32 protein-coding genes and 1 tRNA gene are annotated in these 26,246 nt (G+C 60.7%); 21 read left to right on the top strand and 12 right to left on the bottom strand.

Features of this window, described 5'->3' with window-relative positions:
• Positions 1-187 precede the first annotated feature (187 nt).
• Entirely contained in the window at positions 188-418 is a 231-nt protein-coding gene (locus RSO01_RS47880; protein WP_170303667.1) for a hypothetical protein, read from the top strand.
• On the opposite strand, the gene RSO01_RS47875 is transcribed toward RSO01_RS47880, so the two are convergent.
• Positions 415-585 (bottom strand): hypothetical protein, encoded by a 171-nt coding sequence (locus RSO01_RS47875; RefSeq protein WP_170303666.1) that lies wholly within the window; start codon positions 583-585, stop codon positions 415-417. The genes RSO01_RS47880 and RSO01_RS47875 overlap by 4 nt on opposite strands.
• 301 nt (positions 586-886) lie before the next feature.
• Here RSO01_RS47875 and RSO01_RS37960 point away from each other — a divergent pair, with 301 nt between their 5' ends.
• On the top strand, positions 887-1,273 hold the full coding sequence (locus RSO01_RS37960; RefSeq protein ID WP_147155790.1) for a response regulator transcription factor: 387 nt from the start codon (positions 887-889) through the stop codon (positions 1,271-1,273).
• Positions 1,274-1,320: 47 nt separating this feature from the next.
• On the opposite strand, the gene RSO01_RS37955 is transcribed toward RSO01_RS37960, so the two are convergent.
• The 3 genes from RSO01_RS37955 to RSO01_RS47870 form a co-directional block, all read right to left on the bottom strand.
• Positions 1,321-1,521 carry a hypothetical protein gene (locus tag RSO01_RS37955; protein WP_147155789.1) on the bottom strand — a complete coding sequence of 67 codons (201 nt, stop codon included), beginning with the start codon at positions 1,519-1,521 and terminating at the stop codon, positions 1,321-1,323.
• A gap of 325 nt (positions 1,522-1,846) precedes the next feature.
• Positions 1,847-2,104, bottom strand: coding sequence for a hypothetical protein (locus RSO01_RS37950; protein ID WP_147155788.1), 258 nt, complete (start codon positions 2,102-2,104; stop codon positions 1,847-1,849).
• A gap of 65 nt (positions 2,105-2,169) precedes the next feature.
• Positions 2,170-2,313, bottom strand: coding sequence for a hypothetical protein (locus RSO01_RS47870; protein WP_170303665.1), 144 nt, complete (start codon positions 2,311-2,313; stop codon positions 2,170-2,172).
• A 91-nt stretch (positions 2,314-2,404) separates the two neighbouring features.
• Here RSO01_RS47870 and RSO01_RS37945 point away from each other — a divergent pair, with 91 nt between their 5' ends.
• The 3 genes from RSO01_RS37945 to RSO01_RS49605 are packed head-to-tail and all read left to right on the top strand — an operon-like array spanning position 2,405 to position 2,954.
• Entirely contained in the window at positions 2,405-2,608 is a 204-nt protein-coding gene (locus RSO01_RS37945; protein ID WP_147155787.1) for a hypothetical protein, read from the top strand.
• Positions 2,605-2,814 carry a hypothetical protein gene (locus RSO01_RS37940; RefSeq protein ID WP_147155786.1) on the top strand — a complete coding sequence of 70 codons (210 nt, stop codon included), beginning with the start codon at positions 2,605-2,607 and terminating at the stop codon, positions 2,812-2,814. The genes RSO01_RS37945 and RSO01_RS37940 overlap by 4 nt, the downstream gene beginning before the upstream one ends.
• Before the next feature lie 5 nt (positions 2,815-2,819).
• Positions 2,820-2,954 (top strand): hypothetical protein, encoded by a 135-nt coding sequence (locus RSO01_RS49605; RefSeq protein ID WP_281291591.1) that lies wholly within the window; start codon positions 2,820-2,822, stop codon positions 2,952-2,954.
• 402 nt (positions 2,955-3,356) lie between these two features.
• On the opposite strand, the gene RSO01_RS37935 is transcribed toward RSO01_RS49605, so the two are convergent.
• Positions 3,357-3,578, bottom strand: coding sequence for a hypothetical protein (locus RSO01_RS37935; RefSeq protein ID WP_147155785.1), 222 nt, complete (start codon positions 3,576-3,578; stop codon positions 3,357-3,359).
• A 138-nt stretch (positions 3,579-3,716) separates the two neighbouring features.
• Positions 3,717-3,842 carry a hypothetical protein gene (locus RSO01_RS49600; protein WP_281291590.1) on the bottom strand — a complete coding sequence of 42 codons (126 nt, stop codon included), beginning with the start codon at positions 3,840-3,842 and terminating at the stop codon, positions 3,717-3,719.
• 124 nt (positions 3,843-3,966) lie between these two features.
• On the opposite strand from RSO01_RS49600, the gene RSO01_RS50330 reads away from it, so the two are divergent.
• The 6 genes from RSO01_RS50330 (at position 3,967) to RSO01_RS50325 (ending at position 7,472) form a co-directional block, all read left to right on the top strand.
• Positions 3,967-4,629: a recombinase family protein gene (locus RSO01_RS50330; protein WP_507763597.1), complete on the top strand. Its 663-nt coding sequence runs from the start codon at positions 3,967-3,969 to the stop codon at positions 4,627-4,629.
• Positions 4,626-4,892, top strand: a complete 267-nt coding sequence (locus tag RSO01_RS37925) for a type I secretion C-terminal target domain-containing protein (protein WP_147155784.1) — start codon at positions 4,626-4,628, stop codon at positions 4,890-4,892. The genes RSO01_RS50330 and RSO01_RS37925 overlap by 4 nt, the downstream gene beginning before the upstream one ends.
• Positions 4,893-5,163: 271 nt before the next feature.
• Positions 5,164-6,249 (top strand): HNH endonuclease signature motif containing protein, encoded by a 1,086-nt coding sequence (locus tag RSO01_RS37920; protein ID WP_170303664.1) that lies wholly within the window; start codon positions 5,164-5,166, stop codon positions 6,247-6,249.
• Between the two features lie 421 nt (positions 6,250-6,670).
• Entirely contained in the window at positions 6,671-6,934 is a 264-nt protein-coding gene (locus RSO01_RS37915) for a hypothetical protein (RefSeq protein WP_147155782.1), read from the top strand.
• Positions 6,935-6,967: 33 nt separating this feature from the next.
• Complete coding sequence (locus tag RSO01_RS37910; RefSeq protein WP_147155781.1) at positions 6,968-7,177, top strand: hypothetical protein; 210 nt, start codon at positions 6,968-6,970, stop codon at positions 7,175-7,177.
• Positions 7,178-7,265: 88 nt separating this feature from the next.
• The gene (locus tag RSO01_RS50325; RefSeq protein ID WP_507763598.1) at positions 7,266-7,472 is read left to right on the top strand and encodes a hypothetical protein; all 207 of its coding nucleotides are present in this window, start codon (positions 7,266-7,268) and stop codon (positions 7,470-7,472) included.
• A 125-nt stretch (positions 7,473-7,597) separates the two neighbouring features.
• Here the strand turns inward: RSO01_RS50325 and RSO01_RS37900 are convergent, their stop codons facing one another.
• A complete protein-coding gene (locus RSO01_RS37900; RefSeq protein WP_246159087.1) occupies positions 7,598-8,263 on the bottom strand; it encodes a SprT-like domain-containing protein in 666 nt (221 codons plus the stop codon).
• Between the two features lie 555 nt (positions 8,264-8,818).
• Here RSO01_RS37900 and RSO01_RS47865 point away from each other — a divergent pair.
• From RSO01_RS47865 to RSO01_RS37865, 7 genes are all read left to right on the top strand, one after another.
• On the top strand, positions 8,819-9,151 hold the full coding sequence (locus tag RSO01_RS47865) for a hypothetical protein (protein WP_170303663.1): 333 nt from the start codon (positions 8,819-8,821) through the stop codon (positions 9,149-9,151).
• On the top strand, positions 9,148-10,872 hold the full coding sequence (locus tag RSO01_RS37890; protein ID WP_147155780.1) for a relaxase/mobilization nuclease domain-containing protein: 1,725 nt from the start codon (positions 9,148-9,150) through the stop codon (positions 10,870-10,872). The genes RSO01_RS47865 and RSO01_RS37890 overlap by 4 nt, the downstream gene beginning before the upstream one ends.
• Before the next feature lie 292 nt (positions 10,873-11,164).
• The gene (locus RSO01_RS37885; protein ID WP_147155779.1) at positions 11,165-12,157 is read left to right on the top strand and encodes an AAA family ATPase; all 993 of its coding nucleotides are present in this window, start codon (positions 11,165-11,167) and stop codon (positions 12,155-12,157) included.
• The gene (locus RSO01_RS37880; RefSeq protein ID WP_147155778.1) at positions 12,158-14,656 is read left to right on the top strand and encodes a S8 family peptidase; all 2,499 of its coding nucleotides are present in this window, start codon (positions 12,158-12,160) and stop codon (positions 14,654-14,656) included. It abuts the gene before it with no gap.
• Positions 14,657-14,919: 263 nt separating this feature from the next.
• Entirely contained in the window at positions 14,920-16,737 is a 1,818-nt protein-coding gene (locus RSO01_RS37875) for an ATP-dependent nuclease (protein WP_147155777.1), read from the top strand.
• On the top strand, positions 16,734-18,500 hold the full coding sequence (locus RSO01_RS37870; protein WP_147155776.1) for a UvrD-helicase domain-containing protein: 1,767 nt from the start codon (positions 16,734-16,736) through the stop codon (positions 18,498-18,500). The genes RSO01_RS37875 and RSO01_RS37870 overlap by 4 nt, the downstream gene beginning before the upstream one ends.
• 73 nt (positions 18,501-18,573) lie before the next feature.
• Positions 18,574-19,464, top strand: coding sequence for a phage exclusion protein Lit family protein (locus RSO01_RS37865; protein ID WP_147155775.1), 891 nt, complete (start codon positions 18,574-18,576; stop codon positions 19,462-19,464).
• Positions 19,465-19,558: 94 nt separating this feature from the next.
• On the opposite strand, the gene RSO01_RS37860 is transcribed toward RSO01_RS37865, so the two are convergent.
• On the bottom strand, positions 19,559-21,175 hold the full coding sequence (locus tag RSO01_RS37860) for a hypothetical protein (protein WP_170303661.1): 1,617 nt from the start codon (positions 21,173-21,175) through the stop codon (positions 19,559-19,561).
• Here RSO01_RS37860 and RSO01_RS37855 point away from each other — a divergent pair.
• A complete protein-coding gene (locus tag RSO01_RS37855) occupies positions 21,113-21,976 on the top strand; it encodes an ArdC family protein (protein WP_246159092.1) in 864 nt (287 codons plus the stop codon). The two genes, RSO01_RS37860 and RSO01_RS37855, sit on opposite strands and share 63 nt — an antisense overlap.
• Positions 21,977-22,083: 107 nt before the next feature.
• Here the strand turns inward: RSO01_RS37855 and RSO01_RS37850 are convergent, their stop codons facing one another.
• Positions 22,084-22,332, bottom strand: a complete 249-nt coding sequence (locus tag RSO01_RS37850) for a hypothetical protein (protein WP_147155773.1) — start codon at positions 22,330-22,332, stop codon at positions 22,084-22,086.
• Positions 22,333-23,081: 749 nt separating this feature from the next.
• Positions 23,082-23,157 (bottom strand) — tRNA-Glu (locus tag RSO01_RS37845).
• Between the two features lie 138 nt (positions 23,158-23,295).
• Here RSO01_RS37845 and RSO01_RS37840 point away from each other — a divergent pair.
• Complete coding sequence (locus RSO01_RS37840; protein ID WP_246159085.1) at positions 23,296-24,096, top strand: class II aldolase/adducin family protein; 801 nt, start codon at positions 23,296-23,298, stop codon at positions 24,094-24,096.
• Between the two features lie 101 nt (positions 24,097-24,197).
• On the opposite strand, the gene RSO01_RS37835 is transcribed toward RSO01_RS37840, so the two are convergent.
• Positions 24,198-24,674 (bottom strand): DUF3828 domain-containing protein, encoded by a 477-nt coding sequence (locus RSO01_RS37835; protein WP_170303662.1) that lies wholly within the window; start codon positions 24,672-24,674, stop codon positions 24,198-24,200.
• On the bottom strand, positions 24,667-25,497 hold the full coding sequence (locus tag RSO01_RS37830) for a phytanoyl-CoA dioxygenase family protein (protein ID WP_147155771.1): 831 nt from the start codon (positions 25,495-25,497) through the stop codon (positions 24,667-24,669). Before RSO01_RS37830 ends, RSO01_RS37835 begins: the two co-directional genes overlap by 8 nt.
• A gap of 237 nt (positions 25,498-25,734) precedes the next feature.
• Between RSO01_RS37830 and RSO01_RS37825 the strand changes: the two genes are divergently transcribed.
• Positions 25,735-25,944: a hypothetical protein gene (locus tag RSO01_RS37825; RefSeq protein ID WP_147155770.1), complete on the top strand. Its 210-nt coding sequence runs from the start codon at positions 25,735-25,737 to the stop codon at positions 25,942-25,944.
• The last annotated feature ends 302 nt before the right edge of the window (positions 25,945-26,246 follow it).

The raw sequence follows: 26,246 nt of genomic DNA, 5'->3' as shown, positions 1-26,246 counted from the left end.
CCCCTGAGGCCGACCTTGCCCCGCCAACGGGCCGCAAAACTATCGCTTGCCAGCAGTGCCTACCGCATCGCGCGGCCACGCCGCAGCAACGCCGACGGCTGTGCCGCTAAACCACCGCAACCCAACGCCGATCTGCTTTGATCGGACGGCGGTGGTGGCCAACCTTCGGACCGTGCCACATGGCCAGATGACCGATCATCTCCGACTTCTGAACGACGTACTCGACGAAGCCGATCAGCTAATCCGCCGGCGAACCGATGAACGCTCCGACGTGCTGTTTCCCCACCTAGTCGCCGGGCGGCCAGGTCATCTTGCGCAGCAACGTCAACCCGGACGGCCTGCGGTCCTTCAGCCAGGATCTGATGAACTGGCCGACGCGCTCGAGGCGGGGCCAGAGCCGGGCGACACGACGCACTAACGCTCGGCCAGCCGGTCGGCGATCCGCTGCGGGCCTTTCCATTCGCTCGCCCGCTCAGCTGCAAGTACCTGTTTCCACCAGAAGAGCGTAGCGCCGAGGGCGCGCTCAGCGCTCTCGAGCTCCTCAATCGCCTGCTCATCGGATCGAAAATACCGGTCGGGCTCCATTTTGCCCCCTCAGCGAACTGTCGACAGTGACCCTTGCTAAGGCAGCCCCGGCGCGCTGGGTGTGGGCCGCGCACCGAGGCTCCGCTTAGCGGCTCGCGGCAAGTGTACGCACCGCGAGGCCTGTCCCGACATGTGAGCGCAGCGACGCCGTCTCAATCTATACGAAAGGCTACCGCCGATGGCCCCGGGCATTGAGCGATAGCCGAGGTGACACCGCCGTCCGGCCTGGCGCAGCTCCGCCGAAAACCGGCAAACGTTCGTATAGCTTTTGCGGGGTGGCCGGAGATAGCAGCTTCCGTCCATGGACAGCACCCAGGCTCAGATCGTTGCTGTCGTCGACGATGACGAGGACGTGCGTCGCGCGCTTGGTAACCTGTTGGCGTCGCTCGATCTGGCAGTAGCGGACTTCCCTTCGGCGGAGGACTTCCTCGCATCGCCGGCCTGCAGGGCCGCTGCCTGCCTGATCACTGACGTGCAGATGCCCGGCATGAGTGGGCTCGAACTGCAGCGTCACCTGATCGACAGCGGCAATCGCCTGCCGGTCATTTTTGTTACTGCTTTTCCCCGCGAGCATGTTCGCCAACAAGCCGAGGCCGGGGGCGCCATCGGATTCTTTGCCAAGCCGTTCGATGGCGCGCTCCTGATCGAATGCGTCGAGCGGGCCCTCGCCGCTCGCGCTGTCGAGTAGCAGCAAGACCGGGGCGACCGCCGCCCCGGCCTTTCGCTCCGCCCCGATCAATCGCGCTTGGACGGCACGGAGACAGCGGGTCGTACGTGCGACGCTTCGGCGTCTCCACCCGAGCCCCGCACGCGATCCGCAAGCCTGCGTAGGTTGCGCGCCCCGAATAGCAGCATGTCGCGATCGGTCTCGGATCGGGTGAGTCCGGCAAGCCGCTCGAACTCCTCGGCGTGGCGGAGGTACTTGCGGGCGGGCATCGTTTCCTCCCTTCTGACGCTTGGTGAATCCGTTAAGCGATACTTTTCGCATGATCGGCGTCGCCGGTGCCAACGAAAACGCCATCCGAAGCGGGGCGCTGTCGATGTTCGGGCGGGCCGCCGTCAGGAGTCGCGGTTGAGCACCTCGGTGCCGAGCGCCTTCGAGCGATTCTCAGCTCATCCTGGGCGATCTCCTCCAGAACCACGCAGGCGGTGCCACGGCCAGGGAAGTCATCGGCCACTGCGGCGATGGACTGCATGGCGATCAGGACGGCCTACACGCGGTCGAGTCGCTCTTCCACGCTGAGTCTCTCGCTGCGGGCGCTCATTGGGCGGCTCCCTTCGGCAGATCTTTCTCCAGCCGCTCCATGTCCTCCAGCGTTTCGATGGCTCCGACATACATGCGTTCAATCTGGCGGGCGATATAGCCCACGCCCAGCCAAGCCTTACTGCCTTCGGTGCTGTCGATGTCTCGGTCATCTGCCAGATGCTCGAGAATCAGTCCGACGCAGCGGAGGTTGTCTGCCATCTCGGCCTGATTCGCCAAGATTGTCGCGAGCCTTTCTTGCACCGCGGGGCTCATGCGAAGTGCTCGCGCAGCTTGCGAGCCCTGTCCAGGGCAATCCAGATGAGCTCGTGCCTCGCGAGCTAGAGTTCCTCATCGCTCATGCTTGCGGTGATCTCGCCATTCAGCGCCGCCAGAGCAAAGACGATATCGGTCAAATCAGTCGCGTTCATCTCGATGTTGACGGCGTTACGCCGCTCCAAGGTGGTAGATTGTTCAGTAGCCATGGTCCCGGTTTCCTTTCATCGGGGTTTTGGTCAGAGCCGGGCGGTAGGGTAGAAGCTTCCGCCCGGCTCGCCTTTCTGTTAACATGACGCCATGAAAAAGGCGAAGGTTTCTGTTATCAAAAAGAAGATAGGCCGGCCGGCGACCGGCATCGGGACGTTGCTCGGCATTCGCTGGCACGAGCCGGCGCTCAAGGCGATTGACGATTGGCGCCGCGAGCAGCCGGACCTGCCTGCGCGCGGTGAAGCCATCCGCCGGCTGGTCGAGCAGGCGCTGGCGAAGGGAGGCAAACGATGAACGAGAAAGAGACCAACGCGCTGGTGGAGGCCCTCGAGGCGGTCATGAGCGACGTGCTGCGTAATGGCGGGCATCCGACTGTCGCAGAGGTAACTCCTATCCCTGGCGGCCTCACTGAGATTGGCGGCACGTTCAACCTGTCGATCGTCGCTCGTGCCTGCCTCCAGGCGATCGACCGGTCCGGCTACAAGCTCCTGCCTCGGTAGGCGCGATGACGACGAGGGAAATCGCCGGGAAGCTGCTGGCCGGGCTCCGCCGTATGCCGCACGCCACGCCCGCCGAGGCGTTGGCGGAGTTCAGGCGGCGGCTGGTCGAGGTGCGGCTGGCGAAACGCAAGACGCGGTAGAGGCGTCGCGAGGGACAAAGGGATGGCGATACGACTTCTTCTGCTGGTACTTCTATTGGCCCCACTGGCTGCCTGCGGTCCGCCAGAACCATGCCCCTGGGATTGCACTCGCCAACGCTTTCCATGATGCCAGGGGTGAGGCCGGGCCGGGCGCGTGGAGGCCTGCCGAACCGGCTCGCGGCCACCGCCGCCAGGGCCGGAAATCTACCCGCCTGGACGCGATTGCCGCCGGGGGCTAAAGGGCGGCCCCGCACGGGGCGTTAGCCTGTGCGGAGCCTGACCGTTCGCAGAACGCGTCTCGGGGGAAGACATAGGCAAACGGCTTACGAGGTTGGTATCGATCAAGAGCGGCGACATTGCGGCTCGTCGATCGCCACCACGTCGACAGGCCGCTCCCTACGCCTAGGCCAGAGGCTGGCCAGCGCAGACCTTCAAGTCGTTGGTTTCCTGCTCAAGCTCGTCGGATGCGACCTCAAGCAGGTCCAGTTCTGCGACGAAGGCCCGCTCCTCCGCCTCAGTCGCGTCGCGGCCCGGAGCCTTCAAGGCTTTAGAGCGCCGATACAGCTCCGCGCGGCGTCGGTCGAGCTCAGCCAAGGTAGCTTTGGGATTCAAGCTGACAGCCAAGGCAGGTCCTCCTACGACAAGGTACTGCCCGACTGGCTCAAGTCCAGCGGCTATCAGCGCGCCCCGCTAGCCGTCCCGGCCCCGACGGTCGACGGGCCAAGACAGTCACACGCTCACTAGGCGCCCCGGCTGATTGAATCAGCGAGTCTCATGGCCGGTGATCCTTGTAGTGGTGGCCGCCATGCAGGACCGCGCGGATGCCGCGCTGCCAAGCCAAGTAGCCTCGACCAGATTGATCGACTTCTCGTCGAGATCGTCGGTCACGAGGACATCGGAGATCACGCCGAGGAAGAAGGTGCGGGTGTGTTCGTGTTGGAAGCGCCAATGCGCAACCGTTCGGTGCCACCGCCTGTGTTGAGCGTGCCGTCCCGGAAGGTTTTCGGCTACTGTGGCCGGGCTCCGGTCAACTTGCAAAGATCGGTCCCTTCTTCAACGCCGAAACGCTCGGCGCTGTCCTGAGCGAGCTTGCAAAGGTCGTGATCCCCGCTGCCGGGCGTTTTCGTCGACACTTCGACCCGAGGCCGCATGTGCTGGCGGACTTCGAAGTTCTTTTTCACTTCATCGAAGGGGCCGCCCGTTGGTTCGAGCGCTTTCTCGGGCGGCCAATGAACAGGAAGGAGATCGAGGACGCGCGAGCGACCCTGCAAATGGCGCAGGAGTTAGCAAGGCGGGAGGCTGCACGAAAGACAGCCGATGCGCCCGCAAATCGCGGCGAGAAGCCAGACCCTGCACGACCATGACCTGGCAGGCCAAGGCGACGCTGTTAATCGCGAAGCTAGATCGGCTGGCCCGCAACGTGGCGTTCATCGCGACCATGATGGAGGCGGGGGTCGACTTCGTCGCCTGCGATCAGCCGTTCGCGTCGCGGCTGACGCTGCACATCCTGGCCGCCGTTGCCGAAGACGAAGCGCGCCGTAAGCGAACGGACCTGGCAGCGGCCAAGGCCAGGGGCAAGAAGCTGGGCAGCCCAGTCGCCCGCAAGACTGTAGCCAGGGCCAGAGCTGCTCGGTCGGCCTACGTTGCAAAGGCTAACGAGACCACGCCACGGTGATCCGGGACATTCAGGCATTCAGTGTATCCGACGGGGATATCCTTGATCTAACGGATATCTTGTCCATACCGTACGACCCGCTGAGCGACGATATCGCCGACTTCATCTCCTTCAGCGAGAGCACAGGCAGCACGTTCGTCTCGGTCGACCGCGACGGTACGGCCGGCGTATACAGCATGGCGCAGATCATGAAGCTGGAAGGCGTTACCGGCCTCTCTGCGCCGGACCTGCTGGAGACCAACGGCAACCTGCTCGCAGCGTAAGGCTGAGCTATTCAAGACAACAAAGAGGGCGTGCCACGCGGCACGCCCTCTTCGTATGTACACCCCAAACGCTGCGCGCTGTGGATTAGCAACAGGCCCGCTATGGCCGGTTATTGACTTGGGACGGGCGGCCGGGGCATTCTTGCCTCGTGCATGTGAGCATAAGGCGGCGCCTGGCACGTTAGACAATTGCCGTCACAATTAACCCGGCGCCGGTCTCTGACCGGAAATGCCGATGAAACTTCCGAAAACGCTTTTTGGAGGCCGTGCCATGCACGACACAAAATCCTTTGCGGGGATGCCAGCCCTCGATTCTGGTGTTGAGCAGCCGCGTTTGGAAGACATGCTTTCTTCCTTCGAGAAGGAATGCGAGACGACGTACAAGGACGAGGTCTACCGCGTGCGGGACAACGGCGCCGTGCTGCGGCGCGCGCGTCCGGAGGGGCGATCCCGAAAGCTCGATGAGATCTGGACGTTCGGCACGCTCAACAGACATTCAGGTTACTTCGAGATCAGCGGTCATGTGGTCCACCGGATTGTCACCACGGCCTTTCATGGTCCGGGACCGTCCCCCGGCCACGTCGTCGATCACATCGACACCAACAGGCTGAATAACCGCGCAGACAATCTGCGGTGGGTCACAAGGCTCGAAAATATCCTTCTCAACCCGATCACGCGTGCGCGGATCGAGCTCGCGTATGGCTCGCTTGAGGCCTTCTTCGAGGACCCGGGGGCAGCCTACATTCCCAACTGGGAGTGGATGAGGGTCGTGACGAAGGAGGAGGCTGAAGAGAGCCGCAAGCGACTTCTCCATTGGGCCGAGAGCGGACAGGGCGTGCGGGGCGGGTCGCTCGGCGACTGGGTGTACCAGCCAAAACCGCCCACAAGCGCTGCGCGCAGCGCTAATTTCAGGCCCCGCGAATTCACCGCGAGGGAAGTGCTTCGCGAGCCGCCGCCGCCGACGCCTCTCGACACGCCGTCGCTCACCGCGACAGCGATCCAGCGCAAATGGCGGACGCCCACTGAATTCCCGCAGTGCCCCGAAACCGTGTCCCCCGAAACGCTGCATGGCTACCTCGCGCGCCTTGCTCCAGGTGCTGTGTTTGCGCGAAACCAGTTCGGCGAGAGCATCGCGGCAGAGGCGGAGATCGGAGCGGACGGGGTCCTGTCCGTCGTCTGCCAAGCGCCGTCCGGCGTCAAGAACTGGACGCATGCCAGGATCTGCGTCGACGGTGCCTTCTTCCGTCATGAATCAGGCGGCACATTTTTCACGTGGGAGGGCGCCATGAAAGCCCACTGCATCACGCTCGGCGTGCCGTCTGACGCCTACGAAGGCTCGATCGACGACTTCTGCTAGAGGGCAAGGCCCTTGGCTGATGGGCAGGACCATGAGCTGTCGTGCGAGGCCTTCCCCGGAGAGCAGGCCGCGTCCGGGGCCAGACGCATTGAATCGTGCCTTCGCTCTCGTGCCTCTTCATGAGAGAGCGGCCGGGTTCGCGGATCAGCGCTTCTTAACGGCCTTTTGCGTGACGAAGCCCTGATCTCTTCCGCGTGGGATTGATCGCGACATTCACGCCCCGACCTGATCGGGCGCGCCGCCGGTTCAAGGCCTGACGCCCCTTGCAGGGGTGGCGCACGGGTGTCCCCGCCTTTCGCGCGCTGCGCTTGCTGCCAAGGCGGGCGATCCCCCTCCCGTGCGCCAGCCGTGAACCGTCCGCTTTTCCGCCCGATCACTGGTGAGGCGTGTCGCGTCAAACCCAAGCAAAAGGAGCTTCATCATGACACGCAACGACCAACAGAACCGCACCCGTGAACCCCAAGGCCCGGCCCTCATTGCCTGGCACGTCAGCGAGAAGGGCACGAAGAAATTCTGGACCCGCATCGGCGCCGCCTGGCCTCACAAGAAAGGAGAAGGCCTCACCCTCCAGCTCGAACTGATGCCCATCGCCGACGGGCGCATCGTCCTCCTGCCGCCGAAGGAAGACGCCGGGCAGTCCGGGGACAGTCAGAACGCCACGCCGGAAGAAGGAGCGGGCGCGTAAGCGCCCCTCCACCTTCGGAAAAGGAGCAGGATCATGAACCAGTGCATATGCATTGAAGCCGCCCGCGCCGCGCTCGCTCGCGCATCGTGGGTAAGAGGACAGGCGCCAGCTTACGGCGAAGACGCCATCATCGACCTTCTGGCCGATATCCGCCTGTGGTGCGAGGAAGCCGGTCTCGATTTCAGCCGGTGCAGTCACCTTGCATGGGTGTTCCATGCGGGCAGCGAAGGAGCCGCCTCATGAAGCGCTCCATCGAGACCCATATCATCACATGGCGCGGCATCACCATCGAGGTCCGGTACGAAGCCGCGTGGCTCGGCAGTGACGGCCCCTGCAGCACGGCCCATCTCGAAGTGCGCCAGAGCGCGCGCCGCTTCCGATTACGGAAACCGGCTACCGTTCGCATTTTGCGAATCGGGAAGGTATCGAGGAGGTCGGCGGCCCGGTCGAATTCGTGACGGCGTGGCTCGATCACGCGGCTACAAAAACGCGCTGGAAAGAACAGGAAGAGAGTGCGCGGCAACTCACGCTGTTCTGACAGCGTGCCCGCGCGGCAATAAAAAAGGCGCGGTCCCGAAAGGACCGCGCCGGATTGTCCGTATGAGCGCCGATTACTCTTTGACGATCATCGCGACCATGTGCTCGCCGCACATTAGCCGCGCATCATGACGCGCCCAGGCCTTTGAGATCGCAGTCAGGGCAGCAATAGCGCACGCGCTTGCCGCCCTTCGGATTGGTAGAAGGCTGGGCTTCGCCGTCGCCTTTCGCAGAGGTCGCGAGACCGGGAACCTCTTTCCAGACGATCATGAAATCCTTGGCGATCAGCTTCCCGGCGGCCGTGTCGAACGGACCGTTTTCGATGATAAAATGGTCGACGCGCTCGCCCGTCTCCTTGCCGCCTTCTTCGCCCGTATCGGCCGGCTGCAGGCCTATGGCCCTCATCTTTTCAGCCCATTCGGCATTGTGATACCGGCCACGCCCTGGCTCGCCGTGATGATGCTGCCAGAGATGCACCATTTCATGAACGATAGTGGAGAGGGTTTCCTTGATCGGACGGTCATGAAACCTTGCCGGATTGAGCGCGATTTCATCGGCCGCCTTGCCATCGTCCCACTGGAATTTCGCGGCGGCAAAATACCCATAGCTTCCCTTGCGCCGATGAAAAGTGAAGAGGGCGTTCGGCAACGTCCCTTCGAACAGCGCCTTGTTGAAATGATCGTAAGCCTGCTGAAGACGATCATAAGTCTCGCGCGTCGGCTTGATGATGACGTCGGATGACGATGATGATGACGACGATGATGCTGATGGAAGTGCCGTTTGAATGTTCATGAGAGCCATCCTTTCCGGCGGCTCTTCTTTGTGATGCACACTCCAGAACGCATCATCAGTGCCGCCTGTGGTGGTCCTCAATATCGTCGTGGCTTCAGTAGAGATTCCTCGTGCAATCCGCGTGGGGTGTGCGCGGTACTACCGCGCGCACCTTGCGGGGGAACTCTCCGGTTCCCCGCGGACCCCCATCAGGGCATCCCTAACGCGCTTTGTGTCCGTTGATGACGGACAGTCGCGCGAAGGGATGCAGGTTCAGCCGGGCGCTGTTCGCTTGCGGGGAGCGAGCCCGCACCGGCTGAGGCAACGTCCGCCGTTGCATCGCGGCCAAGGGAGACTGCGCTCTCCCTTTGGATACCCATCGCGCCAGGGGCAATCCCGCGTCCCCCTGGCAACCCACGGCCCGGGCTTTCGCGCCCGGGACCACGAACGGTGTTTCGGCACCGGCTTCGATCGAAGGGATGATGTCGGCTCTCCCTTCGAGAACCCATCGACCAGCGTCGCGCTGGACCCGGTGATTGAGCTTGAGCCGGCGCTTTGAATGCGGATGAGGTCGCCATGGCACGCCAGTCCGGACGTGAACCGCCCATCTCCTACCGACCCCCGCAGGCCCTGCGGGAGGAGTTCCGGGCGCGTGTTGAAAAGTCCGGCCTGACGGCAGGCGCCTTCATTACGCAATCCGTGTTCGGAGGCCCGGCGCCCCGGCAGTCGCGGCGGCCGGCGGTGGAGCACCGCACGGTCGCGCGCCTGCTTGCGGAGACGGCGCAGGTGAATGCGCAGCTGCAGACGCTGGCAGCGGGCGGACATGACCCGGCCGCCCTTGAAAGCGCCGTCCGTGAACTCCGTGAAATCCGGGCTGCCTGCCTTGAGGCCCTGGGACGGTCGCCATGATCCCGAAGGCGAGCCAGCGCGGCGGCGGGCAGGATCTCGCCACGCACCTTCTGAACGGCTTCGACAACGAGTACGTGGAAGTCGCCGAGGTGAGCGGCGCGGTGGCGTCCGATCTTCATGGCGCGTTCGCAGAATGGGAAGCCGTGGCGACAGGCCTGACCAAGTGCCGGAAATATCTCTACAGCCTGTCCGTGAACCCTGACCTTGGGCAGGGCCAGTTGAGCCGTGACCAGTACAGGGACTACATCGACCGGGTGGAAAAGAAGCTCGGCCTTGAGGGCCAGCGGCGGGCCGTCGTCTTCCATATCAAGGAGGGACGCGAGCACGCCCACGTCGTCTGGTCCCGGATCGACTATCAGACCGAGAAGGCCGTCCATATCGCCTTCGACCGTGAAAAGCTGATGATGGTGACGCGGGAGTTCGCGCGGGACCATGGGCTGAAGCTGCCCGAAGGCTACGACCGCGACGGCACCGACGAGCGCAAGAAGGGCGGTAAGTCCCTCTATGAGACGCGCCAGGAAAAGGAGACCGGGCTCTCGAAGGAAGCCTGCATGCAGATGGTCACGCATGCCTGGCAGAGCAGCGACAGCCCCCGGGCCTTCGTACAGGCCCTTGAGCAGATGGGCTACGTGCTGGCCACCGGCAAGCGTCCCTATGTCCTGATTGACATGTACGGGGGCATGAACGCGCTCCCGAAGCTGATCGACGACAAGCAGGTCAGGACGAAAGATATCCGGGCCTTCCTTGAGAAGGACTACCCGGCCGACTCACTGCCAACGGTGGACGAGGCGCGGGCGATCGTCGCCGCGCACCGGCAGGCACGGGAGGCGTTCGCCAAGGCGCAGGATGACGGGCGCAAGCTTGATGCGCTGACGGCGAAGCAGGATTTGCGGCGCTCGGGGGCCGAGAAGGCGCATGCGGCGCTTCTTGACGGGCAGAAGCGTGAGCGAGGAACCCTCGCGGCCGCGCAGCTGCAGGAGCGCGCGGCTCTGCGGCAGGGCTATCTGGAGGAGAGCCGGCGGATCAAAGCCGACCGGCAAGCGCACAAGGCCACGGGCCTTGCGGCGTTTTTGGGCCGCGTGACAGGGGTGTCACTTATCATTCGCAAATTGCAACGCTACCGGGACCGGCAGCGCTTCACGGCGTTCAGGGAGCGTCAGACCGTCGTGGCCAGCTTGCAGAAAGAGGCGGCACACAGTTTGCGGGAGCGTCACAGGCTACAGGCCGTCGACAGCGAGCGCGGGCTCAAGGCCCTGAAGGCGATCGAGAGCCGCGAGCGGCAGTCCCTTGAGACAAAGCGCCTGCGCGAGCAGCGGATGCATGAGCGCAGCGGGCATGAGCACATGCCGGCCCTGACGCTGGAGCTCAAGCCGAAGGGACGCGGCGCGTCCGTGCGCAAGGCCAAGAACCGGTATCAGGATTCCTTGCGTGAACGAGAGGAGCGGCAGGCGCGGGTGCCCGAGGAGGCCCGGGAGACTTCCACCGATCTCCAGCAGGAGATGCTGGCAGCGCTGGCATCCACCGCGCCGGGCGCGAAGACGGTGGACCTGCAGGACGCGTTCACGCGCGCTGCCGAGGAAACAGAAGGCAAGGAGGAGCGGGGCGAGAGCGAAGAGGGGAGCGTTGCCCGCAAGCCGGTCTCGCGGGTATCAAAGCCCAGTGAGCGAGGGCGTGCACGCGGGCGGGGGCGGAAAGATGAGGATTTTGACAGGGAGAGGTAGGGCGCGTCCGGCCGATGGGCCGGAGCAGGCTCTAGGCTGAAGCCCCGAGCCTCTGCCGAAGGCGGGGTCTCGGCCCGTTCGGGTGACGATCCTTCGCGCAGGCAGAGGTGGCGCACCCATACCAGACGGTTTGCCCTCAGCTAATCTTGAAAAAGCGGTTCCAGTAAGAGCTTTCGCGCCTGCTACCTTCATGATTTTCCGGCACAATTGGGGATCCGACGTAACGGAATAACGGCGTGCATTAACCACCAATAACGTGTAAAATAGAGCGAAAGCAAGAACGAGCCGCGCCATGCCCACAGCCGACCAAATCAAAGCCTTGCTCTCTTCGCACGCCGAAGGCGACGAGGCGCAGTTCTTTGCTGTAGCGATGCAAATCGCGGCTGCCGAAGCGCGCGTGGGTCACGGAAAATTCGCCGAGGAGCTGCGTGCTCTCATCGACAAGGCAAAGAACCGTGTCGCAATTGAAGCTGCTTCTCCGATTCCTCTGGCTAAGCCGCGCGGGGAGTTGGCCGACATCCTGTCGGTCTCGTATCCCAAGACCAATCTTTCCGACATGGTTCTCGGCAAGCCTTTAGAGAGGCGGCTTTCTCGTGTCATCCGCGAACACAAGGCTGTGCGGCACATCCGTAGTAATGGCCTTTCACCACGTCGCAAGCTTCTGCTCGTTGGCAAGCCGGGGACGGGCAAGACACTGACCGCATCGGCGTTGGCGGGCGAACTGGGATTACCGCTCTTTGTCGTCCGTCTCGACGGCCTGATAACGAAGTTCATGGGTGAAACCTCTGCGAAGCTTCGCCTGATTTTTGACTCTCTCAAGCAGACGCGAGGCGTCTATCTGTTCGATGAATTCGACAGCATTGGCTCTGAGAGGGGGCTTGCGAACGATGTCGGTGAAATCCGGCGCGTCGTGAACAGTTTCCTGCAGATGGTCGAACAGGATCACTCCGACAGTCTGATCATCGCGGCCACCAACCACATCGGACTGCTTGATCGCGCCTTGTTCAGAAGATTTGACGACATCATCGAGTTCGATCTTCCCGATGAAGACCAGATCAAATTGCTACTGCAAACTAAACTCTCAGGCTTCAAGGTACTCAAGATTAGATGGGCGACCATAGCCCAGAGTGCATTGGGGCTCAGCTACGCTGACATTGTTCGCGCTGTCGAGGATTCCATCAAGACGGCTCTGATTGAAGACCGCGAAGCGATTTCACATGTAGACCTAGCGACATGCATTGATGAGCGAAAAGCCACCCTGGTCGGTGGAGGAGCTGCTACATAGATGCCGCCCGACGACATGCGGCACCCTCATCTTTTTGATCCGAGAGCCGCTGCCAGACACGATTTTAGCACGCCAAGACCTGGGCGAGGAAAGTCCCTCTCGCTTCAAGCACGCGATCGCGCGCAGCACGCGTCGAATTTGCTGAGGCAGCTGGAAGGCGTTGAGCAGCAAGTCGAGGAACGCGTCGCGGCACAGAGGGCCGAGGGCGTTGACGCGGGCAATGGTGTGTATCTGCAGTTCGACAGTGAGCCGGGATTCGATCTCAAATTCGAAAGCCTTGAGTTTAGTCGCAGCGGGATCGAGCTCTGCGCTGTAAGGAAAGCGCCTGACAACCGCGTTCAGGCGACCGTTTTCGTACCAGAAGGGAAGCTGTCCTTCTTTCTGAATCGCGTGGAAGCTTATAGGGACCAAGACACTCCGCCAAAGAGGGATGGATCGACCAGCCCCAAGAACAAGGAATTGATTGAGGGTGTAGCCGCAATCCGAATTGCCGCTCTACAAGCGCTGTGGACGGACGATCCGGCTTTGTTTCCCGATCCTGTGCAGGACACGATGTGGGAGGTGTGGCTAAGGAAATCAGCAAACATCGACCATGTCGCGCGCCTGCGTGCCTTTGCTGCCAGCAACAATTTGACGGTCAGTGAGCAGTCGATCTCATTCGTTGACCGCACGATCGTCCTGGTCCACGGAAAAGGACGCGATCTATCCCATTCTGCCGACATACTTGGTGCGATCGCCGAGCTCCGTCTTGCAAAGACAGCTGCCGCTTTCTTCACGAGAATGAGCGAGGCCGAACAGCGCGACTGGGTAGCCGATCTTACGGCGCGGCTGCAACCACCTGCCAACAACGCTCCCTACGTTTGCATTCTCGACTCGGGGCTAAACCGAGGGCACCCGCTGCTGCAGCCTGTAGCCTTGGATGCAGACCTGCATGCCTACAAGCCCGCGTGGGGTGTCGACGATAGAGCCGGGACGGGGCACGGCACTCAAATGGCGGGTCTCGCGGTCTATGGTGATCTGGTGGATGCCATGTCATCCCAAGAGCCCTGGCCGCTCACGCATAAGCTTGAGTCCGTCAAAATCATCAATAGCGCGGATCCTCACGCACACGAACTCTACGGCGCGGTAACTATCGAAAGTGTAAGCCGCGTGGAGGTTATTCCGGATAGAAAACGTGTGTTCTGCATGGCTGTGTCCACACCAGACGGCCGGGATCGCGGCCGTCCCTCTTCGTGGTCGGCTGCTGTTGATGCTCTGACATCCGGAGCCACCGATCAGGTTCGGCGGCTTGTCGTACTGGCGGCAGGCAATACAGACGTTAGCTTCCGCAGAAACTATGCGGATTCCAACTTGACCGAGGGCGTTCACGATCCGGGTCAATCATGGAATGCCCTTACGGTTGGCGGATATACGGAGAAAGTGATTGTCGATCAGCAGCGGAATCCACGGTGGCAAGCGCTCGCGGCATCCGGCGATCTGGCCCCTAGTTCATGCACGTCTATGACGTGGAGGAACACGAAATGGCCAATCAAGCCCGATGTTGTTCTTGAAGCAGGAAACATGGCGCGGCATCCTGATTATGAGGATCCCGATTATATTGACGACGCGCTGCAACTTCTGACAACGGCGCAGAATTTTACCGCCCGCCGTCCGCTTACGGTATTTGGCGATACAAGCGCGGCAACCGCTGTCGCTTCGCGCCTTGGCGCAATGCTTATGGCGAAGTATCCGCAACTAACGCCCGAAGCCGTGCGAGCACTCATTGTCCATTCAGCGAAGTGGACAGGCCCAATGCTACAGCGATTTACCAACACTAACGGAGAAATTGACTACCACGCCGTAGTGCGCTGCTTTGGGTATGGTGTACCTAACGTGCGGGAGTTGCTTTCGAGCGCGGACAATTCTCTAACCTTGATCGCCCAAGATTCGATCCAGCCGTTCCAGAAAGAAGAGGGTACGATCAAGTATCGTGAGTTGAACCTTCACTCTCTGCCTTGGCCGGCAGAAGTTCTCGAACAGCTACAAGAGACGACTGTCACACTCCGTGTCACGCTCTCGTACTTTGTCGAGCCCAATCCAGGGGACCGTGGTTGGAGCACCAAGTATGGATATCAGTCACACGGACTACGATTTGCCGTAAAACGGGCAACGGAGACGCTTCAGCAGTTTGAAAAGCGTATCAACAAAGCCGTCAGGGAAGACGGCTACGACGCTGATCACAGGCAGGAGTCGGGCGAGTGGACCTTAAGGCTTAATGACTCCCTAACGACAACGGGCTCTATACATTCAAATATTTGGACTGGAACCGCAGCTGATCTGGCTGCAAGGGGCCACATCGCTGTATTTCCGACATATGGCTGGTGGAACAAGCGTCCGAATCTCAACGCGTTTGAAAAGACATCGCACTACGCGTTGATAGCTACAATTTCTACACCGGAAACCGATATCTACACGCCAGTGGCAAATCTGATTAACGTGCCCGTCATTGTGGAATTCTGATCCTGGCCTGTTAGTCTCTGCCCGGCCCACGTGAACTCAGACATGCGGTCCGGGTGATGGGCCCTATGAGCCACAAGCGGAGTGACCTCATCTGTTTGCGTCAGCCTGTAAAGCAGTTGGCAGTCTCAAAAAGCGGCCAAGCGATCGCGGCGCCTTTGAACTTTCACTACCCAAACGTGCATCTCTTCGCTAGTCTCGCCTCGAATGAATTGAGGTGCTAGCACCGGGTGGTCACGACTCGGTGCTGGTCTAGGGGAGAGATCGTGTACATCAGCCGCATTGTCATAAGAAATTTTCGTTCATTCGATAAGCTGGACGTGTCCATTGGCTCTGGCACTACGTGCGTCATTGGCGAGAACAACACCGGCAAGTCGAATTTTCTGCACGCCATCCGGCTATGCATTGACGCCGAGCTGTCGTCCGCGTTTCGCTCGTTGGCGCCGAACGACATTCATTCGGCTGTCGATATTGCATTTCCTAACCAGGTTTTGATTGCCCTGGAGATCAGCGACTTCGCTGGCAAGGTCAACGAGGAGGCGCTTGTTGGCGCATGGCAGCACAAGCCAGGCGTGGCCAGGCTGATCTATCGTTATCGACCCAAGCTGGGTGTTCGCGAGGACCTGGAAAGCGAAGAGACTGAGCCGGGAGACCTTACGCGGGATGACTATCAGTGGGAGATTACCGGGGGTGGTGACCCGGCGCATGATCCTGCAGAAATAGAGTGGAATGAGGACGTCGGCTCATCGATCCGATTCAGCGATCTTCAGTCTTTTCAAGTCGTTTACCTGCAGGCTCTTCGTGACGTTGAAAGTGATCTGCGCCAATACCGGAGCTCCCCGCTCGCACGGCTGATAGCGGCCATGGAGATTGATACTGACGAGCAAGACAAGCTCGTTGAAATCCTCCAAAAGGCCAACGATGCGATAGCCAAGGCGCCGACCATCAAGGAAATCGCCGAAGCAATTGACGAGTCCTTCAAGACTGTTACGGGACCGGCATTCGCTATGGATGTCGAGCTCGGGCTTGCCGAGTCTTCCTTTCAAGCGATCGTCCGTGCGCTGCGTATCCTGCTCACAAACGTGGCCATGACCAAGTTTGAGCCATCCTCCAACGGCTTGGGCCTTAACAACATTCTGTATGTATCGATCCTCATCGAGTACTTCTCCAAGCGCCTTGCGCAGCAGAAATCAGCAGGACAGATCATCCTGTTCGAGGAGCCAGAGGCGCACTTGCATCCTCAGCTGCAGCTCACTTTGTACAAAGCGCTCTGTGGCCTTCCATTTCAGAGCATCCTTACTACGCACAGCACGCACATTACTGCGAACGCTCCCTTAAAATCCTATGTCGTGCTGACACAGGTTGGGGAAGCCGGTGTTGCCTCCAGCGTTCCCGCTGAGGAGGCCGGCCTCGAAGACGGAGAGATCGATGATCTGGAGCGTTACCTCGATGCAACGAAGTCCAATTTGCTGTTTGCCCGAAAGGTAATGCTTGTTGAGGGACCAGCGGAATTGTTTCTCATCCCTGCGCTTCTCAAGGAGGTCTCTGGCATTGATCTCGAGCGGGAAGAAATATCGGTGATCCCCATTTACGGGGTGCACTTCGATGTCTACGCGAAGCTCTTTTCTGAGGAGGCGCTGCCCAAGCGGTGCGCTATCGTTTGCGATGGCGACCTCAAGCCCAGTGATGCCAATGAGGATCTAAAAGGAGAGGACGATCTACCCGAGCCGCCCGACCTGAAGCATCTTGAGAGTGACTATGTGAAGGTGTTTGCCTGCGCAACTACATTTGAGCGAGCTGTAACATACGAAGGCACACTCGAAATGTTTGCCCGCGCAGCTGACGATATAGGTGCGCCAAAAGTTGCGAAGCGGTTGCGCGCCGGACTGAAGTTTGTCAAGGACGAAGACAACGATGAGAAAGAGCGGTCCGAAACCCTAAATCAAATGCGTAAAATTGTGCTCAACACCGCGAAGCGATTTGGCAAGGCGAGGTTCGCTCAACTAGCTGCAAGGCATGTCGGCGATGCTACCCAGATCCCGAAATACATCGTTGATGCCGCAAAGTGGCTCACAAAAACATGATGCTGACCGACGAGCAAAAGGACGCCGTGCGATGTGGAGAGGATCTTATGCTGACGGCGTGTCCTGGCAGCGGCAAGACGCGCGTCATCATCTCGAAGCTTGCCCGGGTTGTTGATGAGATAAGAGGGACGCCGCGCGCCATTGCGTGCATCACCTATACGAATGCGGCGGTACAGGAGATCGAATCGCGCTTACGGCATCACATTCAGCCGGGCGATGACTCGTTTTTTGACATCTGCACCATTCACTCGTTTTGCCTGAACCACATTTTCAGGCCGTTCTGCCACCTCATCAAAGGCTACAAAAAGGGCTTCAAGGTCCTCACGCCAGAGAGCGAGAAGTTTCAAAAGCACGTAACTGCGGTCTGGGCGCAGCATGATCGCTACAATTTAACATTCAAGGACTTCGAAGAATTTACCCAGCTCCGGGTTGGACCGAACGGTGAGCCAGTCGGCATCGAACACGCAGCTATTACGCCGGAAGTCGCAAAGGACTACTGGAAGCGCATCCGGGAAGATGGCTTCATCGATTTCGCGAACATCATCTACTACTCACTCATCCTGCTTCAGAAGCGGGCGGAAATCCTGAACTCGATCACGGCGAAGTTTGCTTGGATTCTAGTGGACGAGTTCCAGGATACGACGGATCTGCAGGTAGAAATCCTGACGTTGATCGCCAAAGCAAAGCGGACACGGTTCCTGCTTGTAGGCGATCCTTATCAGTCTATCTTCGGCTTCGCTGGCGCGAGGCCGGACCTGGCCGACGACTTTGCGACACGTATTGGTGCACGCACTGACAAACAGCTGTCAGGAAACTTTCGGTCAAGCGCACCAATCCTCGCGCATGCCAATCTCCTCTATCCACGGACACCGGCCATGGTGGCTCTTGGCCAGTACAAGGATGTTACCCAGAAGCCGGTGTGGAGGCACGGGTCTTCGCCGTTTCAGGTCATCACGGACCACTTTCTGCCCGCACTTGATGGTCTCGGCATCCCGGTAGGCGAGGCCGCGATATTGGCCCCAACCTGGTTCTCGCTGTTCCCCCTCGGCCGACGCCTCCGAGAATACGGCGTTAGTATTGTGGGTCCAGGAGCCCGACCTTACCGGCGAAATCGGCAGTTCGCGCCACTGGCCGAGCAGGTTTGCGGCTATCTTATGGAGCCGCGTCCTGATGCCATCGCCGGCATCGAACGGACCCTTTTCAACACGCTACTCGATATTACCGGACGCGCCTCCTTTGATATCTTTTCCTATGGCGGGCGCGTGATTGTGTTCCGCTTACTGGAGATCGCGCAGAAACTGCACGTCGCGCACATGGGGGCTATTTCCTGGCTGGAAGCCGCCAGTGGTGAGTTTGCTGATCTTTTGATCGCGGAAGAGTATCTGGCGCCGTCGGAGCGAGACATCTTCAGGATGTCGGTTGAAGAGATGAAGGCCGACATGCGTAACAATAAGGTCGACCTGGCAAATCTCACGATCGAAGAGCTTGGCGTCTACGCCAACCCAAAAGCAGCACTCAAACTGGTCAATTTGCACAACTCGAAGGGTCGCGAATGGCGCGCCGTTGCAATGATCGACCTGCATGAAGGGCGCATTCCGCACTATATGTCGCGAACCGCAGAGGATTTCGAGTCTGCAAAGCGACTGTTTTATGTAGGCGTTACGAGGGCCGAACAGTTCCTGATGTATATTACTGACACCACCGATAGTCGAAATGGGCCTACACGATTTTTGCGTAAGGGCACAGGAGTCGGCGTGTGCTGATGCGGTGGCGCGGGACTTTTGTGCGACATGCTGAACGGATTTGGGAGCGCAACTGAATGTGAGGCGGAGAACAATGGCAGCATCGACCCGAGAGGTAACGGAACCGCTTTTCAAGTTCGCTGCACGAGCGCCTTTCAACATTGCGCCCGAACGGGGCGCCGAACTTGCCGCTGATATATTTGGTACCGGTAAATGGGAGCTTCGACCGAGTGGAACCGAGGCAAACTTTTATGCGGTACCACCGGACAAGGCCATTTATCTCTCTTACGCCGGACTCGCGAGTCTATGGTGCATCTCTTACGCCGCCTTCAATGTCGCTGATGTCGCCTCACGGCTTCAACGTGCGCCCAAAGCGCCTGGGCAAATGGAGATCAATATCGGTCAGGAATATGCGTTGCGAAAGATCCCGGCACATATTGCTTACAGCAAAGCACTCTTTCGGCAGGATCAGGATTGGCCAGACGATCTTCCTCAGCCTCAACCATCCGCGGGTCTTGATACATCAGAAGGCCGCGTGAACAACGCTTTCTATGGCGCGCTGAGCTGGATAATTCTTCACGAAATCGCTCATGTTCACCACGGTGATGAAAAGCTTCTTCCTGCAAGCCTCCTGGTGCGTCAGGAGTATCGCGCTGACGATTTTGCTACCTGCTGGATTCTGGATAACGCTGGAAGCGGCCTGTATCGCGAGTTCCGCGTGCTTGTGATCGTGATCGCTCTGACCTGGTTGTTCCTGCATGAGCAGACAATTGGCATTGGCACTGACCATCCCCCGGCGATCCTGCGCTTCCGGGAAGCATCTGCCCTTTTTCAGGCCGGGGACAGAAGTGTGGGACTTGAGAATGCTGCCTACGTCCTGAAAGCTTTGCTTGACCCCGCCACGCCAGCACCGCAGCACGATACCGCTAAAGACATGTTTCAATGGGTTAGTGCGAGACTGGAAGACATATTCAAAGCACCATGAGTTATTGCGTTGTGCGGGTCTCGCCCGTCGCTGGCGCTTTTGATAATAGCCGCTTTGAGAAGAAGAGTGTTTACGAGCACCTTCCTGGCGATTCTTACAGTTCTTCAAGAAGGCGAGCCATGCCATCATCTTCTTCCGTAACGATCAGTCGTTCCACGCGCCTTCGGCTGTTGCGTTGGGGCTGGACTTCGATGGCAAGGTCCTCGACTGTGACCGGCAATTGGGCCAGCACGTGATTGAAGTAGTGCTCATCCAGAATTTTGCGGATTCCGGCCGCTTTTAGTTCCTTTGCGTACTCGCGCACGGCTGTTCCATCGCGCCAGGCGAGATTGTATTTTTGTACGCGCTCGCTCGTCTCTTTCAGAAGCTGAAGGGCGTCGTCGTCGAAGGTACCGCACGTCCAGAACTCGAATGTGAGTGGCATCCCGTCGAAACGGGGCTGCTGGCGATGGGCCCGGTCAATGACCGGTACCTTCTTCTTGAGCCATGAATCGATCTCGTCAGCCGTCACGGTGGTCGTGGGCTGATATCCTTTGCATTCAATGATGGTGACGTTGCGTTCCTTCACAAGGCGAACGTCGATCTCGCGCTGCTCGCCGGTCTTAAGATCGCGGGCGATATCACCGATATCAATGGAGCCGCCTTCGATCGATCGAACCATGTGGCCAACGATCAGCTCAAAAAGAGCGCCGCGCAGGTTGGTGGCGGCCCCCTCGATCGACGAAAGACTGGTGAAGAGGTGCTCAATCTTTTTAGGGTTTGTGGCGGCGACAGCGCCCGCGCGACTGAGCGTCTCCAGCAGATCCTTAAGTCCGCGCGCCACGTCCCGGCCAAACAGGCTTTCCGGGGTCGTTGCTACGATCCCTTCGGAGCGACATGCGCGGAGTGCTTCAGGAGAGAAGCCTTCCGCGATCAGCATCGGCATGAAGGGCCGGATGCCTTTGAGATAAGAGAGCATTTCGCACTTGCGGATAAACGGTGCCACTTCCTGTTCATCCAGCCTGGCGCCGAGCACGATATCAGCAACAAGAAATCCGGGGTTGATCTTGTTGTTCTGGTGCCGTGTCAGCGGCCGCAGGTAACAAGGGCCGCAGATATCGAAGCGGAAGGTGGCAAACTGAGGCGTCGCGTCGTTTCGGATCGAGGTGGCCTTAGGACTCGCCCAGTTCATCCGTCCGAGCCAGCCCCGCGTTGCTTCAATCAGAAGGTCTTCCGTTATCTGCCGCGCTTTGAGGGAGGCGCGTGCAACCAAGTCGCCACGCGCACCGTCCAGCGCTATGCACTCTCCGTATCCTTCGATTTCCTCCGAGTGGAGAAGTCTTACTGACCGGAGTCGCTCCAGTACCGTTTCCGCAGAAAGCTGGCCGTCCTGGCGTACAGGCGAGCCGCAGGCGATATCGAACTGCTTTCGCGTCACTATTCCGCCCCGCGCCCGAACGCCGGCGAGCGCCGCCGCGTACGCCGGGCTCGCTGAGCCGACGGCTTCAACAAGACGCGTCCAAAACACCTCGGTTCCGAACTGACCCTCCAGAAAGATGAAGCGTGCTCTCTTGGGGAAGGGGAGGCCCTTTAGCACGTGGACGTTTTCAGGCAGCCTAGACAGGCGCTGGCGGGCCGCTTCTGGCGAGAGACCGGTCGCGCGCAGCAACTGACCGATATCGCTGGTCAGCGACGGTCCGTGCCGTGGCTTCGGCCGTGGAACGTGGAGCATGCGGCAGGGCGTATCACTAGGCCCCTGCGGGCGAACGGCATCCCGTATCAGGGGATCAACGTCCTGATGCTGTGGAGCGAGGCTGTGGCGAAGGGCTATAGCATGCCGATCTGGATGACGTTCAAGCAGGCTCTCGCGCTTGGGGCGTGTGTCCGCAAGGGCGAGCACGGGTCGCTTGTCGTCTACGCCGACACCTTCCGGCGCACCGAGACCAACGAGCAGACGGGGGAAGACAGCGAGCGGGAAATCCCGTTCCTCAAGGGCTACACCGTCTTCAATGTGGAGCAGGTCGAAGGGCTGCCGGAGCACTTTTACGGCAGGCCGGAGCCTCGTCTTGATCCTATCCAGCGCATAGAAGACGCGGAAGGCTTCTTCGCGGCTCTTCGCGCCGATATCCGGCATGGCGGCAATCAGGCCTATTACGCGGTTACGCATGACTACGTGCAGATGCCACCCTTCCAGGCCTTCCGGGACGCGGAAAGCTACTATGCCACCCTTGCGCATGAGTGCATCCACTGGACGCGCCATGCCAAGCGCCTTGAGCGGGATTTCGGGCGCAAGCGCTTCGGGGATGAAGCCTACGCCATGGAGGAGCTCGTCGCCGAGCTGGGCTCAGCCTTTGTATGCTCAGCAATCGACCTGACCCCGGAGGTGAGGGACGATCACGCCGCCTATATCGCCCACTGGCTCAAGGTCCTGAAGGACGACAAGCGGGCCATTTTCACTGCCGCATCCCATGCGCAGCGTGCCGCCGACTACCTCGCCAGCCGGCAGGGGGCCTTGATGCAGGCTGCAGCCTGAAGCGGCTGGCTCATGGCGAAACCCCATATTTCATGCGCTTTTCGGCAAGCATCATGCCCCTTGCCGTGAAAGGTAGATCAAATTGGTTGCAGGCCCCCGCTTTGAATCTACGCCGACCACAACTTGGCGAACCCTAACTCCGAACTGCTCAAGCTCGGCTTCGAGATCGCGCAATCGACCGGCGCCGAATACATGGCCGAGAACGGACGAAGACGCTCGTAAGCCTGGAAGACCTTCTTCGTCACCCCGTGGTCATCGCCGCCGTTGACATGTTCGTCGTGCCGATCATTGGCTTCAAGCAATGGCGTCGTGGTCATGCGGATGGACCGGTGATCGCTGGTGTGGATCGACGCCACCCACAAACTCGACCGTGGAATGGATCGGTCTGCCGCGAGAAAGGGAGGAGAACGGAGTCCCTGAGAGAAGTCCCTGAAAGCTTGGGGGCCTCCCCTGCGGGAAGCCCCCCAAAACCCTTTCCCAATTGGTCGGAGTGAGAGGATTCGAACCTCCGGCCCCTAGCTCCCGAAGCTGGCGGTCAGATTTTCGAAGGCACGAGGTGGGAGACGCCTGCACGTTTCTCGGGCGCGCTATTTAGCGTTGCCTCCGCGCGGCGGCCGTAAGGTCGGCAGAACCACCAAGGTCGTCGTCAAGAAGGCCATTCTTACTCTGGATGCCTGGACGGCGTCCGCTGTGTCATGGTCAAGCCCGTTGCTGCCATGATCGGCATGGCGCTTACCGAGAGAGATTCGGACGCAGACCGTGACGCCGCCCCCTGCAAATGACGAAGACTGATCAGCGGGGCTGGTCTCGATCACCTTGTAATGGCGTCTGCATCATGCTCGCTGGCGCCGTCAAGAATGGCGTCCACAAGCGCTACCACTGGCCGGCAACATCGTTGCCGACCTGCTTCGCGTATTATGTTTTTCATCTTACGCGTGTGGCATTCGCTATTGGATGCGGTGTGAACAGCGAGCGAACGCGTCCCCCAAAAATCCCCCAGTTTTTCGTCCAGATCGGGTCAGTTCGGGGGATTTCGGGCCATTTCCCCGACATGAGAACGATCGGTGAAAGTGCCGCTCGTTTCCTATTTTTCGGGCCTTTTTGTTGGCGCTCCCTACGGGATTCGAACCCGTGTTTCAGCCTTGAGAGGGCCGCGTCCTAGGCCTCTAGACGAAGGGAGCGAGGCCGGAAGGCGCTTGATAGTCGAAGGGCCGGCTGGGCGCAACCCCGGCCCTTGGGTTGGCAGGGCCCGACAATTGGCGATGACCGAGCGCGAAGCCGGGCCTAAGCTCGGCCGTCCGCCCGCGGAGGAAACCTTAATGGATATGCATATCGCCCAGGACGTGCCGCTGACCGGCATCGATCTCAGTTCCCTGACGCCCAATGAAGCCGAGGCCATCCTGCGCCGCCAGCTCGCAGCAGCCTATCGTCTGGTCGACTATTTCGGCTGGACCGAGCTCATTTACGGCCATCTCACGGCCCGCGTGCCGGGAGAGCAGGCGCACTTCCTAATCAACCCGTTCGGCCTGAACTATGACGAGGTCACGGCCTCGAACCTGGTGAAGATCGACCTCGACGGCAACAACGTGGGCGAGTCGAAGTATCCGGTGAACTATGCGGGCTTCGTCATCCACTCGGCCGTCCACATGGCCCATCAGGCGCGCCACAAGGTGGTGATGCACACCCACACCCGAGCCGGCATGGCGGTGTGTGCCCTGAAGGAAGGGCTGCTGCCGATCTCGATGGCCTCGACGGCCTTCCACAACAAGCTCTCCTATCACGACTACGAGGGCCCCAGCCTCGATCTCGACGAGCGCGGACGGCTCCTGAAGAACCTCGGCGACAACCAGGCGATGATGCTGCGCAACCACGGCATCCTGACCACCGGCCGCACGGTGCCCGAGGCCTTCATCCGGCTCTATCGCTTGGAGCGCGCCTGCCAGATCCAGGTCGATGCCGGCGCCGCCGGCACGCTCAACATCCTGGGCGACAATCTCGCTGCCAAGTCGGGCGCCGACATGGACGCCTTCTCGGAGAGGGAGTCTGGCGGCCTCGGCGACCTCGAATTCGCCGCGCTGATCCGCAAGCTCGACAAGGTCGACACGAGCTGGCGGCACTGACGCACGACGCAGGCCAAGACAACGCTGTCATCCCGAGCGTAGCGAGGGACCTTTCCTGATCCGTAAAGGTCCCTCGGGCTTCGCCCTCGAGATGACAGGGATTACTTCTTATAAAGCTCGCTCAGCGTCCCGCTCGGCCACTTGATGTCGGAGATGCGCCAGCCCATGCCGGTGCGCACCAGGTCGAGCTTGATCTCCGTGGGCTTGCCCTGGTTCTCGAAACTCACCAGCCCGACCGCCTTCGGTCCGTCGGCCTTCACCGATATGGCCAGCTTGTCGATGTCCCAGTCCTGCGCGTCGACGAACGGGTCGCCGTCGAGCTTGGGCACCTCGCCGCGCCGCTTGGCCTCGCGCATGTCGGCCTCGATGGCGCGCGCCAGGTCGGGTGCGAAGAAGCGGTCGACCTGCCAGAACGGCTGGCCTTTGAAATCCTGGTTGGGATAGGGCGTGTAGATGCCGCGCAGGAAAGCCTCGGGCGTCACCGTCTCCTTGGGAGCCTGAGATTGTGGCTGGGCCTGGGCCCAGATCGGCGTCAGCAGCGCGCCCAGGGCCGCGAGGATCAGGCGCCGGCTAGGCACGGAACGAGCTCTGGATGCCGTCATACAGCACCTTGGCCGAACGCTCGACGGCCGCCTGGTGCGCCGCCAGCGCGGCCTCGTCGAGGTCGCGCTTGGGCGCCGGATCGACGTCGAAATTGCCGTAACGGTCGGTGCCACGCACCAGCATCGCCGAATCGCGCGCTTTGATCTGGCGAACATGAGGCGGGATGTAGCGGATGGCGTAGCCGATGCGGCGGTCGGCCGTGGTGTTGGGTCCCGAGCCGTGCACCAGCAGCACGTGGTGCAGCGACATCTCGCCGGCCTTGAGCGGCACGTCGACGCCCTGGCCTTCGGGCACATCGACGGCGATCTCCTGGCCACGCGTGAGCAGGTTGTCGGACGCGAAGGTGTCGCGGTGCTCGAGCTGGTTCCTGAGATGGCTGCCCGGCCAGAACTTCATGGCGCCGCTTGTCACGGGCGCATCGGCGAAGGCCACCCACGCGGTGATGACGTCGTTGGTGCTGAGCCCCCAGTAGGTCGCGTCCTGGTGCCACGACACGAACGACGGCGAGTGCGCCTCCTTGGTGAAGAAGGTCGTGCTCCAGCACAGGATGTCGGGCCCGATCACGTCCTCGACAGCGTCGAGGATCTTCGGGTGCCGCGCCAGCTCGTTGGCCCAGGTGAAGAGCAGATGCGGCTTCTGCCGCATGTTGCCGCTGAGCGGGCCGCCCAGCGTGCGCTCGTTCGCCTCCAGCCGGTCGCGATAGGACCGGGCCTCGGCCGTCGACAGCACGCTCACCGGGAAGTGGAACCCGTCCCGGCGGTAGTTCGCCACCTCGGCGTCGGAAAGGACCTTGGCCATGCCCGAATCATAGCCGAGCCTGCTCCTGAGGCTACAAGCAAAAATGCCGGTCTGGCGATCAGCATACGAAATTGCGGCCCGGTATGCCTGTAACGACACGGCTGCCTGCGGCGGCGCATGGTCCGCTGATCGTCGTCGGGCTCTTGCCGGGATGGCCGTACATCTGTGGAGCATCGTCGCCCTGTTCCCGAGGAGGAGAGCTCTCAGGGTGATCTATGCCACCTGTGGGGCCTGACATTGGCGGCACCATTCTCGGTGCTGCCGATGCTTGCCGTGCCGGGCGTACGGCTGGACATGTTTCTCACCGAGGGCGTCATCGTCAGGATGATCGGCGCCTGGATCGGCGGGGCGTTATGGTGCTGGTACCTCTGCGTGTCGGTGCGTGTGAAGAACACGCTCGTCAACCAGGAGCTCGCCACGGGGCTTGGCGAACAGGTGCGCGGCTGATGGGCTTGCCAGCACTGCTGGCACCGATTGCTCGATCCCAGATGATTTTGCGCTCTCTAGCCCCTTATGGAGCGCAAAAATTAAAACCAGAGTTGACTCATAGTAGCACCTAAGTTATATTCATCTGGCGCTCGCTTCCCGGCGGCTCCGCTCTATGCATCGTTCATCCGATCCCATCACGCGCCCGGCCGCAGCCGGGCCGGCCTGTCCGGCCGAGCAATACCAACATCTAAACTTGCGTAACGATCGAATTAGCCGGCAAGCCGCAGGGATAGTGGGTCGGCCTTCCGAGATCCACTACT

Source organism: Reyranella soli (assembly GCF_007992495.1).
In the GTDB taxonomy this organism is placed as follows: Bacteria; Pseudomonadota; Alphaproteobacteria; order Reyranellales; family Reyranellaceae; genus Reyranella; species Reyranella soli.
Note: the sequence above shows the minus strand (reverse complement) of the source record. Positions and strands in the feature narration are given on the sequence as shown.